The 16,167-nt window shown below is 42.5% G+C and carries 26 protein-coding genes; all 26 read right to left on the bottom strand.

Going from position 1 to position 16,167, the window contains the following annotated elements; genetic code table 11:
• Window positions 1-19 precede the first annotated feature (19 nt).
• Complete coding sequence (locus MKY96_RS32735; protein ID WP_340946938.1) at window positions 20-724, bottom strand: hypothetical protein; 705 nt, start codon at window positions 722-724, stop codon at window positions 20-22.
• On the bottom strand, window positions 721-1,506 hold the full coding sequence (locus MKY96_RS32730; protein WP_340946935.1) for a transglycosylase SLT domain-containing protein: 786 nt from the start codon (window positions 1,504-1,506) through the stop codon (window positions 721-723). Before MKY96_RS32730 ends, MKY96_RS32735 begins: the two co-directional genes overlap by 4 nt.
• 27 nt (window positions 1,507-1,533) lie before the next feature.
• Complete coding sequence (locus MKY96_RS32725; protein WP_340946932.1) at window positions 1,534-2,601, bottom strand: AAA family ATPase; 1,068 nt, start codon at window positions 2,599-2,601, stop codon at window positions 1,534-1,536.
• A gap of 156 nt (window positions 2,602-2,757) precedes the next feature.
• Complete coding sequence (locus MKY96_RS32720; RefSeq protein WP_340946931.1) at window positions 2,758-3,822, bottom strand: hypothetical protein; 1,065 nt, start codon at window positions 3,820-3,822, stop codon at window positions 2,758-2,760.
• 206 nt (window positions 3,823-4,028) lie between these two features.
• The gene (locus MKY96_RS32715) at window positions 4,029-4,292 is read right to left on the bottom strand and encodes a hypothetical protein (RefSeq protein WP_340946929.1); all 264 of its coding nucleotides are present in this window, start codon (window positions 4,290-4,292) and stop codon (window positions 4,029-4,031) included.
• A 43-nt stretch (window positions 4,293-4,335) separates the two neighbouring features.
• On the bottom strand, window positions 4,336-4,545 hold the full coding sequence (locus MKY96_RS32710) for a hypothetical protein (RefSeq protein WP_340946927.1): 210 nt from the start codon (window positions 4,543-4,545) through the stop codon (window positions 4,336-4,338).
• 16 nt (window positions 4,546-4,561) lie between these two features.
• Window positions 4,562-4,816, bottom strand: coding sequence for a hypothetical protein (locus MKY96_RS32705; RefSeq protein WP_340946926.1), 255 nt, complete (start codon window positions 4,814-4,816; stop codon window positions 4,562-4,564).
• Window positions 4,803-5,195 carry a hypothetical protein gene (locus MKY96_RS32700; RefSeq protein ID WP_340946925.1) on the bottom strand — a complete coding sequence of 131 codons (393 nt, stop codon included), beginning with the start codon at window positions 5,193-5,195 and terminating at the stop codon, window positions 4,803-4,805. Before MKY96_RS32700 ends, MKY96_RS32705 begins: the two co-directional genes overlap by 14 nt.
• A gap of 4 nt (window positions 5,196-5,199) precedes the next feature.
• The gene (locus MKY96_RS32695; protein ID WP_340946924.1) at window positions 5,200-5,784 is read right to left on the bottom strand and encodes a hypothetical protein; all 585 of its coding nucleotides are present in this window, start codon (window positions 5,782-5,784) and stop codon (window positions 5,200-5,202) included.
• Window positions 5,781-6,026, bottom strand: coding sequence for a hypothetical protein (locus MKY96_RS32690; protein WP_340946922.1), 246 nt, complete (start codon window positions 6,024-6,026; stop codon window positions 5,781-5,783). Before MKY96_RS32690 ends, MKY96_RS32695 begins: the two co-directional genes overlap by 4 nt.
• The gene (locus tag MKY96_RS32685; RefSeq protein WP_340946921.1) at window positions 5,998-6,417 is read right to left on the bottom strand and encodes a YopX family protein; all 420 of its coding nucleotides are present in this window, start codon (window positions 6,415-6,417) and stop codon (window positions 5,998-6,000) included. Before MKY96_RS32685 ends, MKY96_RS32690 begins: the two co-directional genes overlap by 29 nt.
• Window positions 6,417-6,683, bottom strand: coding sequence for a hypothetical protein (locus MKY96_RS32680; protein WP_340946918.1), 267 nt, complete (start codon window positions 6,681-6,683; stop codon window positions 6,417-6,419). Before MKY96_RS32680 ends, MKY96_RS32685 begins: the two co-directional genes overlap by 1 nt.
• On the bottom strand, window positions 6,670-7,131 hold the full coding sequence (gene rnhA, locus MKY96_RS32675) for a ribonuclease HI (RefSeq protein WP_340946916.1): 462 nt from the start codon (window positions 7,129-7,131) through the stop codon (window positions 6,670-6,672). The genes MKY96_RS32680 and rnhA overlap by 14 nt, the downstream gene beginning before the upstream one ends.
• The gene (locus MKY96_RS32670) at window positions 7,131-7,631 is read right to left on the bottom strand and encodes a hypothetical protein (protein WP_340946915.1); all 501 of its coding nucleotides are present in this window, start codon (window positions 7,629-7,631) and stop codon (window positions 7,131-7,133) included. Before MKY96_RS32670 ends, rnhA begins: the two co-directional genes overlap by 1 nt.
• Before the next feature lie 12 nt (window positions 7,632-7,643).
• Window positions 7,644-8,825, bottom strand: coding sequence for a CCA tRNA nucleotidyltransferase (locus MKY96_RS32665; RefSeq protein WP_340946913.1), 1,182 nt, complete (start codon window positions 8,823-8,825; stop codon window positions 7,644-7,646).
• A gap of 2 nt (window positions 8,826-8,827) precedes the next feature.
• The gene (locus MKY96_RS32660; RefSeq protein WP_340946911.1) at window positions 8,828-9,142 is read right to left on the bottom strand and encodes a hypothetical protein; all 315 of its coding nucleotides are present in this window, start codon (window positions 9,140-9,142) and stop codon (window positions 8,828-8,830) included.
• 26 nt (window positions 9,143-9,168) lie between these two features.
• Window positions 9,169-10,146: an AAA family ATPase gene (locus MKY96_RS32655; RefSeq protein ID WP_340946909.1), complete on the bottom strand. Its 978-nt coding sequence runs from the start codon at window positions 10,144-10,146 to the stop codon at window positions 9,169-9,171.
• 39 nt (window positions 10,147-10,185) lie between these two features.
• On the bottom strand, window positions 10,186-11,274 hold the full coding sequence (locus MKY96_RS32650; protein WP_340946907.1) for an RNA ligase (ATP): 1,089 nt from the start codon (window positions 11,272-11,274) through the stop codon (window positions 10,186-10,188).
• Between the two features lie 11 nt (window positions 11,275-11,285).
• The gene (locus MKY96_RS32645; protein ID WP_340946905.1) at window positions 11,286-11,522 is read right to left on the bottom strand and encodes a hypothetical protein; all 237 of its coding nucleotides are present in this window, start codon (window positions 11,520-11,522) and stop codon (window positions 11,286-11,288) included.
• 136 nt (window positions 11,523-11,658) lie between these two features.
• A complete protein-coding gene (locus tag MKY96_RS32640; protein WP_340946902.1) occupies window positions 11,659-12,765 on the bottom strand; it encodes an AAA family ATPase in 1,107 nt (368 codons plus the stop codon).
• Between the two features lie 12 nt (window positions 12,766-12,777).
• On the bottom strand, window positions 12,778-13,083 hold the full coding sequence (locus tag MKY96_RS32635; protein WP_340946901.1) for a DUF2653 family protein: 306 nt from the start codon (window positions 13,081-13,083) through the stop codon (window positions 12,778-12,780).
• Between the two features lie 12 nt (window positions 13,084-13,095).
• A complete protein-coding gene (locus MKY96_RS32630; RefSeq protein ID WP_340946898.1) occupies window positions 13,096-13,836 on the bottom strand; it encodes a hypothetical protein in 741 nt (246 codons plus the stop codon).
• Window positions 13,829-14,470, bottom strand: a complete 642-nt coding sequence (gene pnuC / locus MKY96_RS32625; protein WP_340946896.1) for a nicotinamide riboside transporter PnuC — start codon at window positions 14,468-14,470, stop codon at window positions 13,829-13,831. The genes MKY96_RS32630 and pnuC overlap by 8 nt, the downstream gene beginning before the upstream one ends.
• 56 nt (window positions 14,471-14,526) lie before the next feature.
• Window positions 14,527-15,015, bottom strand: coding sequence for a GatB/YqeY domain-containing protein (locus MKY96_RS32620; protein WP_340946895.1), 489 nt, complete (start codon window positions 15,013-15,015; stop codon window positions 14,527-14,529).
• 126 nt (window positions 15,016-15,141) lie between these two features.
• Window positions 15,142-15,378, bottom strand: coding sequence for a hypothetical protein (locus MKY96_RS32615; RefSeq protein ID WP_340946894.1), 237 nt, complete (start codon window positions 15,376-15,378; stop codon window positions 15,142-15,144).
• A 204-nt stretch (window positions 15,379-15,582) separates the two neighbouring features.
• A complete protein-coding gene (locus MKY96_RS32610; RefSeq protein WP_340946893.1) occupies window positions 15,583-16,014 on the bottom strand; it encodes a hypothetical protein in 432 nt (143 codons plus the stop codon).
• Window positions 16,015-16,167: the final 153 nt, after the last annotated feature.

Genomic DNA, 16,167 nt, shown 5'->3' with positions numbered 1-16,167 from the left:
GAAGTAAGCACTTAATGTGTTATTTGTGATCTGTCATATGTTCGCCTAGCATGCCATAGCCAGCAATATCCCGATAAGTGTTTTCTTCCATCAGATCACCACCAGGGTTGTTGAAAATTCGGTTTTGCTTGTCGATGATCCGCACCTGAAGCAGTAAATGAAGCAGCAACGACTCAGGAATAGTGTATGTACCATCATCGTTCAGGTAAGGCTTCATAAACACTTTAATTACGTCATATGACTGCTGAACAGAATTCCCGTAAGCCTTCTGCTTCCGATCCACCAGAGCGCCAAGCTCTCTGCCCTTCTTCTCAAATCCGTTCAGAGAAGCTTCGATTTCTGCCATTATCAATGAATTCAATGGTTTAGCTGATGTATCAAACAATGGGCTGTGTATTCCAGGAAGATCATCTGGCAAATTTGCAGCTTCAAACGCCCATTGGTGTTTAAGTTTGTCTGGTCTTTTAAGGATTACATCTGAAACTTCTTTGGTAGAAAGTTCAAACATGGTTTGATCAATGTGATCGTCTTCAAAACGAACATAGTACAATGACTCTTCAGGAGTGTGTTCGTCTTTGTATACACCAGCTATAATCAGTGCGCTAGAATAAGCATATTTATCTACCCATTCGTCGATTAGTTCTCCCAAAAGGTATTCACGTCCTGCTTCATTGATATAGATTGTGTCTCCGATCTCATACAATTCATCAATTGAAATACTCACAAGCTTTCACCCCTTTCAATCTTCTCTTTGTAGGTCATGATCTTACGAACATATGCCCAATCTGTAGCATCGTGACTTTTCATATATTTCACTGCGTTTCGTGTTCCCATGTTGTAACTGATCAACACTACTGGCAGCATTTTTTTGTCAGAAACCTTGCCTTCCCACGACTCCTTGATCAAAGCAAGGTAATGGATTCCGGCAACAGCAGACTTATAGGTATCATCCCATTTATAGGTGATTCCATACTCTGTTTTCAGGTCTTTAGTAATCCATTTGAAGTTACTACGATTAATCTGCATAATTCCATAGTCATTCGTCTTACTGATAAGGTTGGATTTAAAATCGCTTTCCTGCTTCATCAATGCATACACAAGAGTAACAGGAATATCCTTCTTGTCAGCGAATGCCGAAATTTTCTTCTGTAATGTCTTACTCAGAGGAATGTTTTCATAACCTTTAAAGCTATCCTCTTTCTCCACCTTTGGAGTTGCAGCCACCTGCTTGAATTCCGGCTTAGGCTTGACCTCAGTGGTCTCAGAAATTGCTTTAGGAGCAATGATACGCACTCCATCTTTTTGCACATTTTTTGTCAAAGGCTTTGCAGCTACTATTTTCGTAACATTTTGACTGTACAAAAAGGGTAGTTCTGTCGTTAGATGTACAGCCCTAACGACAGGAACTTCAGCAACTTCATTACTGCTTGGAGCTGAAGCGCCAGTCACACATGTAAGTGCAATTGCCGCCGCAACCACAGCAGTAACTACGTTTTTATATTTCATATAGCTACCCCATTTTTGATTATTTAACTATTCCAGCGTTGCAAGATGATCAACGCACTTCTGTAGAAGCGCTACATCCTCAACAATTTTGTAGTTAGCATTGCCGCCAAGAATCTCCTTGAAGACTTCAACAAGACCTTGCTTTTCAGCTTTTGTGAACGCCTTCATTTTTACATCCAGTACAGCGATCAGCTCGTCTGCGGTAGGCTCACTCTTTTGTTGCTCAATGAACTCTTTTGCGGCAGCTTCACGTCTTTCTGCTTGTTCCTTCTTGATCTGTTCCAGGTCAACGCCACTTTCAAATTCAGCTTCTACAGCGTGTTTGAATGCTGCTAGGAACTCAGGGATGCTGTACTCAATGCGTTCAGGCACATGCTTGAATCGGCTACCTGCTTCGACATAACCATCACTACGGAAGTACATGTAGCGCTTAGTCTCGATATTGGTTCCAACCTGCTTCTTCTCTACAGTAATGAAGATGATGAAGTCAGCCATGTTTACGAAGATTTCTCTAGCAGAGGAAGCCAAAGATACATTCAGTTGATCGTATTCCAGACCATCTTTCTGCTCGACCTTTTTGTCCTTGCTGTGCGTGAGAACCATGATTCCGTAACCAGCCTTCATCAACTTATCCAAGGACTCCCTAATCTTAGCTTTCGCAAGGTTATAACCAGCACCAAAACCCTGATCAGACTTGCCTTTAGCGCCTACGCCGCCGATATCCTTAGTCCGCTTTTGAGGGTTTTTAGCATTCCACTCCTGGATTACAGAAGCCTGTGCCATTTCCCACATAATGTCGGCTGTATCAATACCGATTAGCTTGATTCCAAGTTCTTCCTTATCGTCCACAAGCTGCTCAACGATTTCTTCCATGTCGTCCCAATCTTTTACATCTTGAGCTTGGACACGAAGCGCTTGATAGCCTTTTTCAAAAGCTAACAGAAGCGATTTGGATGTATCGCCAAAGTATTGTTCAGTCAACTTTGCAAACAAAGATGTTTTACCGCTCTTAGGGACACCTGCAATCAGCCAGAAATAGTCTTCCAATGCCACCTGCGGAGTGTTTACCTGAATTTGTTTTAAATTAATAGCCATTTTAGAAATCGCTCCCTGTGATTTTATTTTACGGTTCGACGTAATTGATAAAATCACAAGAGCATTCTTCATGCGTTGCAGTGTTGAATTTAATGATTAGTTTGGGTCTTATTTAGTTAACACGCATCCTGTGATGTTGGTTTATTTTATGCTTAATTAGAACGGCAGATCATCGTCGTCAATGTCCTGTGCGTCTCCGTCTCCAAACAGATTTTCTTCTTCATCTGCAACCAGTTCTTCGACAACAAAGTCTTCCTCTTTGTACTTGCCTTTGCCCTCTTTGTAGCTGTCATTGTCAGCAGTAGTGATCTGCAATTCGGTTACATAAGTAGTTACAGCACGTTTTTCCAGGCCAGCAGGCTTTTCCCCACCAAAAATATCGTCCTTCACTTTGTCGGCCTTTTCAGTAGATACATCTACTTCTACAGTCTCAGCTTTATTCAAGCACAGACCAGACACCTTCAAAGTGTCACCGAACTTCAATGCCTTAGCGAATGCATTGGCAGTCTTCTCGATGTTCTTGTTTCCATTTGGACGAATTACGAACTGTGCAAGATTAAACTTGTCAGCGTATCCGATAGTGTAGCCGGAAACGAATACAGCGCCTTCTTTCTTGTCTACATCCTTGTCGATGAATACAAGTTCTTGCTCAAACGCATTGATCTCCTGGAACTTTTCGTCTTCGAAATCAATCGCTTTTTCGTGGTAAATGGACTTTACAATGTACTTCGTCTGATTAATGACTTCTTCGTTAGCGTTTTCATATTGCGAGAACTCAAGTTCACCAGAAACAGTTACACTGTCGCCGTCATTCAAATTATCATAAATGTACTCTGCTGCATCAAACTCTACCATGGATTTACGGATGTTCTTACCCTTCTCGTCTTGTTCCAGGCCAAGGTTGACACCGATCAGGTTAAAGCCTTCAGGAAGGTTATTACGTTGTGCGAATGGAGTTTTCTTGGATGTACCCTTTTCACCTTTTTTCCCACGCTTGTAAGGGTATACAAATTCCAGTTCCATACCGAACATTTCAACAGGCAGCTTATTGGTTGGGCTTGTCTGCACGAAGAATCGAATTGAACGATACTCTTTCCCTGCATTCTTGCCGTTCTTCACTTCACCTTCACGGTAAGCGCTATCATTTGTCATGCCGTCAACAATACCTTTGAATGTGAAACTGGATTTGGTCTGCGTCAACTTGAATTCTTGATTTGCCATTTTTAATTCCCCCTATTATTTGTTATATCTTATGCTTGATGCAATTAAAAAGAGTGACCCGTGAAATTCATGAAAATTGTCAATCCATTTTCATAAATCGCCATAGATCACCCGTGCTTCCTTGACGTTAGATACATAGTATATCATTTTATCTTACGCTTGTCAATCGCAAGATGTTGTGTCAAGCAAAACGATCTTCCCCATATTTAGGGTATGACACAAATCTGCCTGCCTGTACCGTCTTTTCGTTCTATGACAGACGTTCCTTGACCCATTCCCATCACATATTGACAACCTGTTTCCTTGTCTTGAACAGTGAAAATTGAATATCCCCCAATAATGGTTTCGTCAACTCTGAAGAACTCCTGGTTCGTCGTAGAAGCGTCATAGCTTTCCTGGTTCTCTGCAACACATCCTGCCAGCGTAAAGGCCAGCAGCAGCGCCACAGCTAGGCTCAGTGCCTTCCTCATGCTCACCACTCCCTACCATACATAAAATTGGACTTTCATGTAATCACGACCTGCGATTAAAACAGTCAGTTATTACTAAATTAAGCACATGTCCTGTAATCATTCGATATTCATAGTAATCTTTGACTTCAGGAAACGCTTCATCAACAATGCGTTGAACATCGGCTTCAAGACTATAGACAGCGTTCTGAAATCCATAATTATAATCACGAACAGTCTGTACTCTTACAACTACATCTTCAGCATTCAGCATTTTTCGATCACTCCCATTACTCTTCATCAATCCATTTCAGGACAGTCTTGCCGCCATGACTGTGAACACCAACCATTGCTTCAACATTCGGATAGATGGTCACTGATTTGACTGGAGAAGCAGACCATTCAATAGCCACCTGACCTGAAGGAAACTCAACGCCAGTAACAACAATACCTGTGCCACTCACGCCACTCTCGTCCTCATTCCGTTGTAGGTAGAATCTGCGGATTTTGGACAGATATTTTTTGCTTGAACTATTCTCCATCATCTACAGCTTCCTCCCCAGCCCACTCACGCAGAAACACCTTAAGTCTGTTCTGATATGTCGTGCTTTCCGAAATGAACTCAGACAGAATCTCTACACCGTCTTCCCAAGTGTCGTGATCGCATAGAGCGTAGATCGAATCTCCGCTGCCACCAATGAAATAATTCGGTTCGCTTGCATAGAGCTGCTGAAAAAGGTCTTTAGAAAGGTAGTCTGCTTCCCAAGCATTAAGCTGCTCTTTTGTAAGGTATCCTCTTCCCAAACACCAGAACATAAAGCTTGGAATCGTAATATTCGATCCCCAATAATCAATAAAGTCCTCACCAGCGTTCATTTGCCAGTCAACAATCGTCTCATATATTTCTTTCTTAGTCATAGTCATATCGTCACTTCCCCCTCATTTCTTCAAGCAGCTCACTGCACTCTTGCATCAACGACTCTCTGCCATCTTTAATATATTTTCTGATCGAATCAGCCTGACAAGAGACACTGCTGCCTTTGAACACATCATTAAAATCGTCGAACTGATTCAGATATTCTACAAGAACAGGGTTTCTGTCCAAATACTTGATCCAAAGCAGGTGATACCATTGTGGCAGAAGATCAGCGTCATATGCCTTTCCGTTCAGCACCATGTAGTCGGCAGGAATCCCCTTAACTGCATTCACAAACCGCATCTTGTCTGACCATGAACTTCTCTTAATGTTCGGCACTGCAACCCCTGTGAAGCCTTTTGACGTGAAGTAGTGGAATTCCACAATATCATCCCATCCAAAGCAGTTGACCTTCGCACCGAAGGAAGAGAATCGCTTGTCACCAACGGTAGAACATTCAAGGACAATTTTCTTATCGCCCTCTTTGTCCATCAAGAAATCGAAGTGTCGCTGATCTACAACAGACCTCTTTTCAAGTTTCCCATCCTTATAGTTGTAAACATTGACACCCTTGCTCCCGAAGTCTAAAGGATTCATTCCTTCACCTTCTTCTTCCTGGTTGTCTTTGCCCTGGCTGGCGCTTTAATCTTCGGCTTCACGACTTCTGGTTCATCTGCCGGAATTGGCCTGTCTGTAGTGATCTGTGCGACTTCGTAGTCGCATTTTCTGCTCCAGCACCACTCTTGACCCCAAAGGTTTTTCAGAACGAAGCTGCCGCACTTTGGGCATCTGTACTCCATGAAGTTAGCGTTACGCTTTAATAGCTTCTGTTCTGCCATTGTCAGCCCACCCTTCATAAATGTTTCCTATGACTTCCCATAGTTCAATGTTTCCGAAGACTGGTTCAGTCTTCACGGTACGACCAGCCAATCGTCGATGTTCCACCCATTTGTCCACCCATTTAAGATGCCAACCGCTAAATCCCCAGACGATTTCAGCCTTCATTCCAAAAAGAACGATAATATCACCTTCATAAATTTCCCTTCCACTGTGATCGTGAAGACCTGTAAACTGCATCAGGTGACAGTAATCATCATCTATGTAGTCGAAACTTCCACTCCATCTTGTCACTTCAGATGTGTCATAGAAAAATTCTGGATGCCATTCGACCATCTTTTTGTTTTCATGCATCCAGGCACGGAATTTAATGATGCGATATAGATGCAGCATTACAAAACCTCAAAGAAGTAAATAGTATTCTTAGTAACAAGACTTAGCTCTTTGCCGTTGCGTGATCTTCCAATATTGCTTACAAAAGACGTGCGCAACGAATTATTGCCATCATGGACTAGAACCGCACAGGCTCCAATCTCTAACGGGAAATATGGTTTAAACACTGTTCCAGCATAGTTGTCATAGTTCACTCCATTTCCATTTGTCGCCTTTGGCGTTACACCGTCCAACTCTGTAGCTTTAATTAGTTTAAGTTCGCTCAACTTCATCCATCCCCTTATTTGCTAGTTGATCTGCAAGTTCATTTAATTCCACGCCTACATGCCCTTTGACTTTGATGTATTTGATTTCCCATTGCTTCCGATGCAATTCCAGGAGTCGAATCCAAAGTTCATTATTGGCTGCTGGCTTACCTCCGGCAGTGCGCCAGTTATTCTTCTCCCAATTGAATGCCCATTCTGTCATGCCATTTACGACATACGAAGAGTCGATGTGCATATCAATAGGAATATCGTTCGTCTTAATCGCTTCTAGCGCACGAATAGCTGCGGTCAATTCCATTGTGTTGTTCGTAGCATTGCGCTCTCCACCCCACAATTCCTTCGTTTTGCCCTTGTATCCAAGGACAACACCCCATCCACCAATACTATTTGCCTTTCCGTTGCCCCGGCAGCCGCCATCACAATAAACCGTTATGCGCTGCCGTGTCATTAGTAGTCACCGTCATTTATAACGTAGGCATTAGGTATTGTTATATCAATTTCTGACAAATAATGTTTGTCCAATGCATGCCCTAACGATCTTTCCTGAAGCTCTGTAGTCAGCAAACTGACTGCTTCACTCTTGTTTTTAGCGACTACAATTGCTTCACCGCCAAGCCATACGCCAGGGAAGTTTGCGACATAAACCTTAAGAGGTTCGTCAGTCTCAAGAAATTCCTTAAGTGTTAAGACTACACCTTCCTCTTCGATCTTTTCGATCAGGTTGGCGAAGTTCACGCTATTGAACGACTCAAAAGGGAATTCTTCAAGGTAAACGTAAGAACTCCAGCCATGAACCAAAACATCTGCGACAGTATAAGCTTCGCCTTCAATCAGTCCCATCAGTTCCATCCTAGCACTTTCGGTAACAAGTCCATTATCAGGAAAAGCATAAACAACCTTGCTGCCTATTGGCGTTTTTAAATCCATTGGATATATAGAATGATTCATGTTGTCCAGCTCCTAAACTCTTCTTATTAGTTTTCCATAGTCGTTCAGCCCTGGATCGTGATGTACCAAGTCCAGGAGTCGCTTAAGCGTTTCGCCAATCTCTTTTCCCTGCATACCTAGTGCAACCAGATCGCTGCCGTTTAAGGCCAGTTCAGACATGTGTATTGGCTCTCTACTCTCCGAAACTTCCTGAAACACATTGTTCGTAGCAACAAACTTAACGTCCTTTACGATGGCGATCAGCATTGCTTGAGAGACTTCCTCTCCACCGTACTTAATGACCATCTTTTTTGCCTGTGGCTTGCTGACCACGGAAGTCATGCTTTCCACTTCTCGCAGACATTCGATAACCTTACACACAAAACGTATGGTGTAGTTATCAAATTTCAGACTATTCAGCCCACCCCTGTAATCAAGAACATAGGTGAATAGGTATGCCAGCTTTGTTATAGCTGGTTTGATAAGACGTAATTCACGCATGTTGTATGCTCCAATATTCGGGAATAGATGTTTAATCATTCCGGTTTGAGCTAATAGGAATACTCCCAATTCAGCAGCCCTACTAGACAGAATCTTCATCAACTCTTCACGTTTACGTTCAGCAGAAATATATGATATTTTATCGTTGTTATCAGAAATCGCCATGCAGGTATCAAAGTCAATCAAGAAGTCCAGTTCTGCTGCAAACCGAATGGCTCTCAGCATTCTCAGTGCATCTTCATTGAATCTTTCTCCAGGCTTACCTACTGCACGAATCACTTTTTTCTGTATATCATTAAATCCATTAAAAGGATCAATCAACCCTCTTTGCTTGTTGTAGGCCATAGCATTCATGGTAAAGTCACGTCTACTTAAATCTTCTTCGATATTCGAAGCGAACTGGACTTCATCAGGTCTTCGACCATCTGTATATGCTCCATCAGTTCTGAAGGTTGTGATCTCGTAATGTTCGCCATTGTATATCAGCGTGACTGTACCATGCTTTAATCCTGTTGGAACGACAGTGAAGCTTAATGAGTTGAAAAGGCTCATAACTACATCTGGTTTAAGATTCGTGGCAATATCCCAATCTTTCGGAGTTTTACCTATAATCGAATCCCGAACGCAGCCACCAACCACGAACGCTTCAGCGAATGGATCGTCAGTCTGAAGCATGTAAAGAATCACTTCTACATCCCAAGGAATTTGAATCATTGTCACACCACTTCTCTATCACGAACAGCACTACGCATAGCAGCCTGTCTACCTCTACGGTTCGCTACGGTTGCATCGTCCGGCAGATATAAGCCTTCTTCTTGGATAAGTTGTCTTGCTCTACGGATTGATTCCGGCATTGTTGCGCTGTTGATGAACGCTGCTACAAATGCTTCTTCATTAATACCCAGGTCGATACGATCAATAAGTTTCCAGTATGTGATCGTCAACAGCTTGTCGTTGCTGCGTGTGTCTGGGTAATCACGAAGTATAGATTCTACATGTTGACGGACAGTTCTTTTGTTTACTTTTGGCATTATGAACACTCTCCTGTTAAGTGGGTTTATTTTGCGGTTGTATCTGCGCTTCTGAAAAATTCAAGCTTTTCAAACACGTCTTTCCCGACTTCAGTGAACAGCTTATTTCTAGCCTTTGAGCTGTCTCCGGCGCTCAGTAATCGCATGTGGTTCTGAACGATCTCTACAACCTTCAGAACGAAATTTGTATCATAGAAGTTTGCAAGAACATTTGCAGCCAATTGTGCAGAAACATTCTCATGACCGATGAAATTCGCATACCTTGCTGTCGTTCCATCTTCCAATGTTTTGAAAGACTTCGTAACCTTCTTGCCTGTGTCGTGGAACAATGCTGCCCATAACATCACAAGGATGTCTTCATTGTTGTAATTTCTTCGGATATAGTCCCATACGTAGTATGTATGTCTGCTCACGCTCAGTGAGTGATGAGGATTATCCTGCGGCAAATCAATGATGCTTTCGATTGCATCCCAATAGGTGAAGCTTCCCATAAAGGAGTCATATGACTGTTCCGATGTAAGGATTGATTCGCTCCATGCTGGTGATACCTGCTTATTTACTTCATCAAGATTGTGAAACACAATTTCATTCCAACCTTCGCTGTACATAGGAACCTGAAGACTGTTACGCATTCTTGTTAGTACGCTATAAGGAACACTTCTTTCACGACCTCTGTTCCGATGTACTACATCTGGATAGAAAGGTGTGTTAAAATAGTGAGCGACCAGCTTGTCGGCCTTCTTGCGGAATCTTTCAATAATTCGCTTTCTGACCTTTGCAGAAATATGTGTTGCATCAAGGTACACATCCAGTCCAATTGCTAATTGCTTTTCAGCACGTTCGTACATTGTATTGAATATAAGTTCATTGCTATTTTGATCATTCACATCACCAAGCAGTTCTTCCCGAAGCTTGTCCGACGATATTACTGTCGCCTTCAGCTTTTTGGCGAATGTGGACTTCCCACTTGCAGGAAGTCCAACTAGAACATGAAGTTGTGGCATGTTATTCATCACCTTATATTATTATATTTTATGCTTGTATTAATGGAACTCAGTGCCGTCAGCACGGAGAAGGTAGTTCACCGAAATGGACTTCAGCATCTTTCGTCCGATACGTACATCATTAATTTCGTTAGCCGACTTGATCACGCAGCCTTCACGAATTTGCTTGGGTGCTGCTGCTAGTGTTGTCTTTCCGTCCGTGTGTTCCTCAACAAGTCCTTTGTAATAAAGTCCTTTGTATAGCAATGGCACTGTCGGCAAGCCATACCTTGCACAAAATGCCAGCATTTCATCGTAAGGCAGGAAATCACCTTTGTATTTCACATCGAACACCATCAGGTCTATATCACCTTTAACACCGTAGTCCAAGTCCTGGATACCTTCGCCATATGCTTCACCGAATACTGTGTAGTCAGCCGGAATCTGCGTGGCATTATACTTTTTGGCTACCTTGCCGTAAACATCTGAGCCGTAGAAGCCCTTGTAACGGTTGTTATGGGTGATCTGAACGTTATGGCTACCATACACGAATTCATAGGCGTTATAGCGTCCTACGGCCTTTTGAAGCGCAGCTACGATCTTAGACCAAAGTGTCTTACTGGTTTTCGGAAGCGTCCCAGCTCTCCATGATGTTCCATGAATCTTTTCCGTAACTACCACCAGATCGCCTTCCTTGAAGACTTCAGGGTAATACTTTACATTGTTCGGGCTGGTGCATTTTTCGAAAAATGGGTTCACAACCTTCTTGCTGGTCTTCTTGCCATAATTCGATTGATACTTCGGTGCTGCTGGCTCATACTTGGTGATGCCAAGCAGATTCGCAACATCGTCACCTTCATTCAAATTTGACGATGGAACTGGCAGGATAAGTCCTTGCGACACGTATCCTCTTAGCCTAACAGTCTTCACACGTCCGTCCTTGCGCAGATATTCCAGGTTGTATTTATCAATCATTTTTTGCGGAATGATTGAGTCTGGTGGGATATAGGTGACAAGATCACCTTTTTTGTACTGGTCTTTCAGAACAATACAGTTCCAACCTTTAACTACTGCCACTTCCAGCAGGTCTGCATTGTCATGAGAAACAATATCGTCGATCCTGGACACTTGTACGATTAAGTCTGCCATTATGAACCCTCCTAGTCTTTCTTAATTCCAAGAAGGTTCTTTACCCATGTTGATACGCTGATCGCTTTAACATGTGTATAGACAACAACAAGGATTATGGCGTGTGCGACAATGTTCACGAAAGGAATCAGTCCGACTGCAATAAACAGCAGAATAGGCAGCAACGGCTCTGCACCGAAAATATCCGATTTGATTCTCAATGTGTCCCGAGCGATAAATGCTGACACTGCAATAGTAAGCAGCGTCATGATGAAAAATGTAGACATGTTCGTATCATTCCCTTATAGTTTATTTGTTATATTTTACGCTTGTAACTATTTAGAAAACAGACTTCTTTGCGGAATAAAATCCAAGTCTGTTGTGTATCATTACCTTTATTATATCTTACGCTTGTTTCATGATTTTGTCAATAGCCATCTTAGCTATCGACCATCTTTGCTCCCAATTGCCCGACACGACTACATGGTCAATGTCTCGATGTTCCAGTTCTTGTATGAATATTTCATTGATCTCTTCTCTCCGATCCCCGAAGTCCCGTTGTCCATCATCCACCCAGGGAATGTCTGGTTGTAGGAAGAGAACCAAATCCCATTGTTCAACAGCAGCCACATCCAACAGTTCACCTGACACTTCACCGAAATATAAGCGCTGAAAGACTGAAGACACAATAGCATCGGTATCGGACACGATTACCTGATACCCGTTTAATTCGCTCTGCTTCACCAGTGACATTTGCTTCTTACCGAACATCGTAATGTCTTCGGCTGTCATTCTGCTCATATCACCAGCTAATGCGCTGTCTATCCAGTACCTTGCAAACTCCTTTATCTCTGAAACTCTAAATCCTTGTAGTTTGTAATAATCAGAGATATTGGCTGTTAAGGTTGTTTTTCCGGTGCTTTCTGCGCCGATCACTGCAATCTTTTTACTGAAATACGGCTTCACAATATGCGGAATGTACTCCCAATATTTAAAAGGATTGTTGCGAATCTTCGTGCCAGAAACAGGAACCAACTCTCTTGGCTGATCAAACTGCACATGTGTACATCCCATCACTTCAGCATACTTGTAGCCATACTCTTCAGATGTGAAGATGTAATCTAATGGTTCGGGATGCAGTTCCTCTGTAGCACGTCTCCAGATGCCCCAGAAGTCATGATGTTCGCTTGGCTCTTGCGGCATATCAGCTTTGTTCAAGTGCAGTACACGCACGTTAGGGAAGCTCTCCTTGACCCATTCATACCGTAGCATACCATCTATCGGCTCTGTAGGTAGACTACACACGAAGATAGTGAGCTGATCGCACATACTTGCACCGTATTCGATCAGGGCCATATGCCCTTTGTGCATCGGCATGAACTTTCCGATGATAAGTCCTCTGGTCAATTTTTTCTGAGTAGGCCATTGGAATGTAAAGGATGTGTACAAAGGATTCGTCATAGTTGGCATATTGTTCAGATCAAAAGTTGGTTCGTCATATGTTAATAGCACTGGTTCGCTCTCCTATCGTTCAATAATTATTTCAGCACCGAAACCTTGAATTTCGGAATGGTATTGTAAGTTTACTAAGATACAATCAGGTATGAAACAGTGGTGGATTTGCAGGTAGGTGCTGATAGCATCAATCATGTCCTGTTCAGTAAGGTTATTGTACTCGCCATAAATCTCTCCAATAGCAGTAAAGCCAATTGAGGGAGTGTAGCAAAGCCGCACATCATCAACCATTTCAGGAATGCCACCCTCATACTGATCAGCGATATATACGCAAATAGCATCCGTCACATCCTGATTATCAAAAAGTAACTTCATTTTATCTTCCTCCTAATTTCGCTTTCGAAGGTATCGTACAATCCATACGATGGCACCGATGATCACGATGATAATAATCAAGTCAAGCAGGAGCATTTCAAATGAGAATCCCTGGTGGACATATCCACCGCCGGACACTGGATAATAGCCACCCCATGGATGAAGCATGGTTCCGAACATTGTGCCAGCCATAAATGCTGTTCCCACCCGAACGCCGGAAGGTCTGCTGTTATAGTAGTTGCTGCCTTTATAATAGCTTCTACCTGTGTTCGGATTGATTGTTGTACCATTTGTCACTGTTGTAGGCCGCTTATATCCGCTGCTGTAGGTTGTTCCTGACTTCTTGGTGGTTTTGCCTGCCGTGGACTGTTTGGTGCTGCTACCGCCGCTGAAGGAGCCGCTGCTGCTTGCTGACTTCTGGGTCGCTGTTGGCTTCTTCAGTGTCAAAGGCTTCTTCGTTGCAACAGGCTTCTTTGTAGTGGGTGATTTTGTACTGGATCTTCCACCACTGAACATGCTTCCTGTAGATTTCTTTGAAGAAGAACTTGAAGACCTGCTGTTGCCACCCACCTTTGATCGTGACGAACTCCTTGAACCGCTGAATGTTGATTTAGATTTTGTTTTTGCTGTTACGATCTGTGCGCTCTTTGTCACTGATCCGTTCGCTGTTATGGCATTAGGCGCTGCAAACGTACTACCAGCCGGAAGCAGCAGTGCTACTGCAATCGTTAGCGACACTATCTTCTTATACATTCACACTTTCCTCCTTATACTGTTTGTGCCAAGCAATTGCACCGTATATTGCGTTGATGGTAAATACAATGTACAGGATGCCTATGACATGAAGTCCTTTGTAGAAATACATCCCTACACTAAGTACATCCACTAGAATCCAGACGTACCAGTTCTCCAGTCTCTTGCTTGACAGCAAAATCTGTGCTACCACACTTAGGATCGCTATGAAAGCATCGGCATAAGGTATTGATGCATCTGTATATTGGTGAAGGACATAGCCCCATAGGGCTGTTCCGATTATTGTTAGTGCCATCATAGCAATCGCTAATCCAGCAGATGTTTTCTGAGTTGCCTTTACAGGCTGATCTCCTTTGTTGCGCAGCCAATAAATCCATCCGTATGTACTAAGGACTGCAAAGAATATTTGAAGACTGAAATCCGCATAGAGTCTTGCATCATAAAACACGATCATGAAGAAGACAATGTTCACGAACCCAATCGGATAAGTCCATATGTTTTGCTTTGCCGCCAACCATACACACAGCAATCCTGATACTGTCGAAGCAATTTCTATTGCTGTTGATGATGTGAAGTAGCCCACGACCAGGAATAGGATACTCGCAATAATCATATGCCATTTGTTTAATTTCAACTATGTTCACTCCACTTGTTTTATTTTATGCTATAATAGGGAATAAAAAAATACTGCTACGCTCTTTCCATTAGTACTTTATCAACAACCGTACTTACCATTGCTTTATCCGCTTTGCCGTTTACGGCTGGATTTAAGCCCTTCATAAGATTGCCTTTGTTGACTTCTTGGCCCGCTGCTTCAAGATTATTTGCGAAGTCTGCTACCAGTACAATGACCTCATTCACGTCCATCATCTTCGGCAGGTACATGTCTATCACACTGATCTGCGATTCCAACAACATAATTCTCAACTCTCTTTCGACACGTTTTTCAGGGCTGCTCTCTTTGGCTGCTGCTTCTATTGCATAATTCAATTCTTCTTTGTTGTCCTTACTGACTTTAAGCGCTATGTGGGCGATCTCAGCTTCATCCATTTCCCGAAGCAATTCCTTCTCAGCCTTCTGCACTGCGTCTATTAACGAACGGATCACTGACAACCGCAGTTTGTCTCCTGCTCTTACCGCTTGTTCCATGTCTGCTTTGAGTCTCTGTTTAATTTTCATATTGGAATACTCATCCCTTCCTGTTATATAGTATATTCATTATATTTTACGCTTAATGGAAAGTCAATGATTTTGTTATTCCGGGATATTTTTCTGTCTTTACTTTGCTTTTAACGGTCTAACGTCTTAGGTATTTATGCCCACTTCTGTTACATCAAATGGTATAAAGTGTTCTTTGTAAAATTTATTCGTACTTTTCGGATGTTGTAAATCTCTCCAACAACCAGTATCATCCTTAACGATCACAATCTTGCCGATCAGCCTTACTTCATACTTTATGTTCTTCCTAAAGAGAGTTGCTTTCGTTTTCTCATTGGAAAAATCTTTTTTGCACTGTACATGGTATTTCTCAAAACCACTCATAGCGACCACCCCCCCCTGCTGCTGTGTCTGTATTTTAGATTCATCTTCGGGGAAAAGATTAATAAAATAGGAACGGGCGTTCTGGTTTTGAATCTAACCTACCATAATGAAGCCTGCCAACAGTGCGCTTATTATGTACCTTCGGATAAAGTCTTATCTGTGCGCAACGTTATGGTAGATCAAGATTCATTTACTTCAAACGTATCATATACGCCTGATCGCTCTAGTGATATTCACACCTTTATCGCCTTTTGCCACATCATACAGCCTTCTAATAATTTCGTACTCATTAACAATCTTGTTATTTATCACGCTTGCGTTGTCGCTACCACACGGAAGCATGAACAGTTCTTCGATGAATCGCTTATTATCGTTCCCCAGCGGTCTTCCTTCTTCGTAAATCGAAATAAATTCATCGAACGACAAGTTTCGCTTATCTATTTTTTCTCTACGGTAATCTCCAATTGCCAACATCTGCCGACTTCGCTCTGTCCAGAAGCGATCCATGAAGTCTTGACGATCATTCTCGGACTGGATGAGGAAGCTAATGTATACTCTATTTTGAGCAGTAAACCCTAGTTCGAACAACTTTTCATCGACAATCGCTTTCTCTTCCGCTGTTACGCACGTTCTCATTCCTTAAGACCAATCCCCTTCTAATCTATGATGTGGTGTTGTGTGGGGGTGTCCTACGGTATTACGTGACTATAGTCTTACCCCCTGCGACGATTCTCTTATTATACTTTCCATATTATAGCTTGTCAATCAGGGTGAATTCTTTTTTTCTCA

Origin of the sequence: Paenibacillus sp. FSL R7-0302 (assembly GCF_038006885.1) — a bacterium.
Taxonomy (GTDB): Bacteria; Bacillota; Bacilli; order Paenibacillales; family Paenibacillaceae; genus Paenibacillus_AQ.
This window is presented reverse-complemented; position numbering and strand designations above follow the sequence as displayed.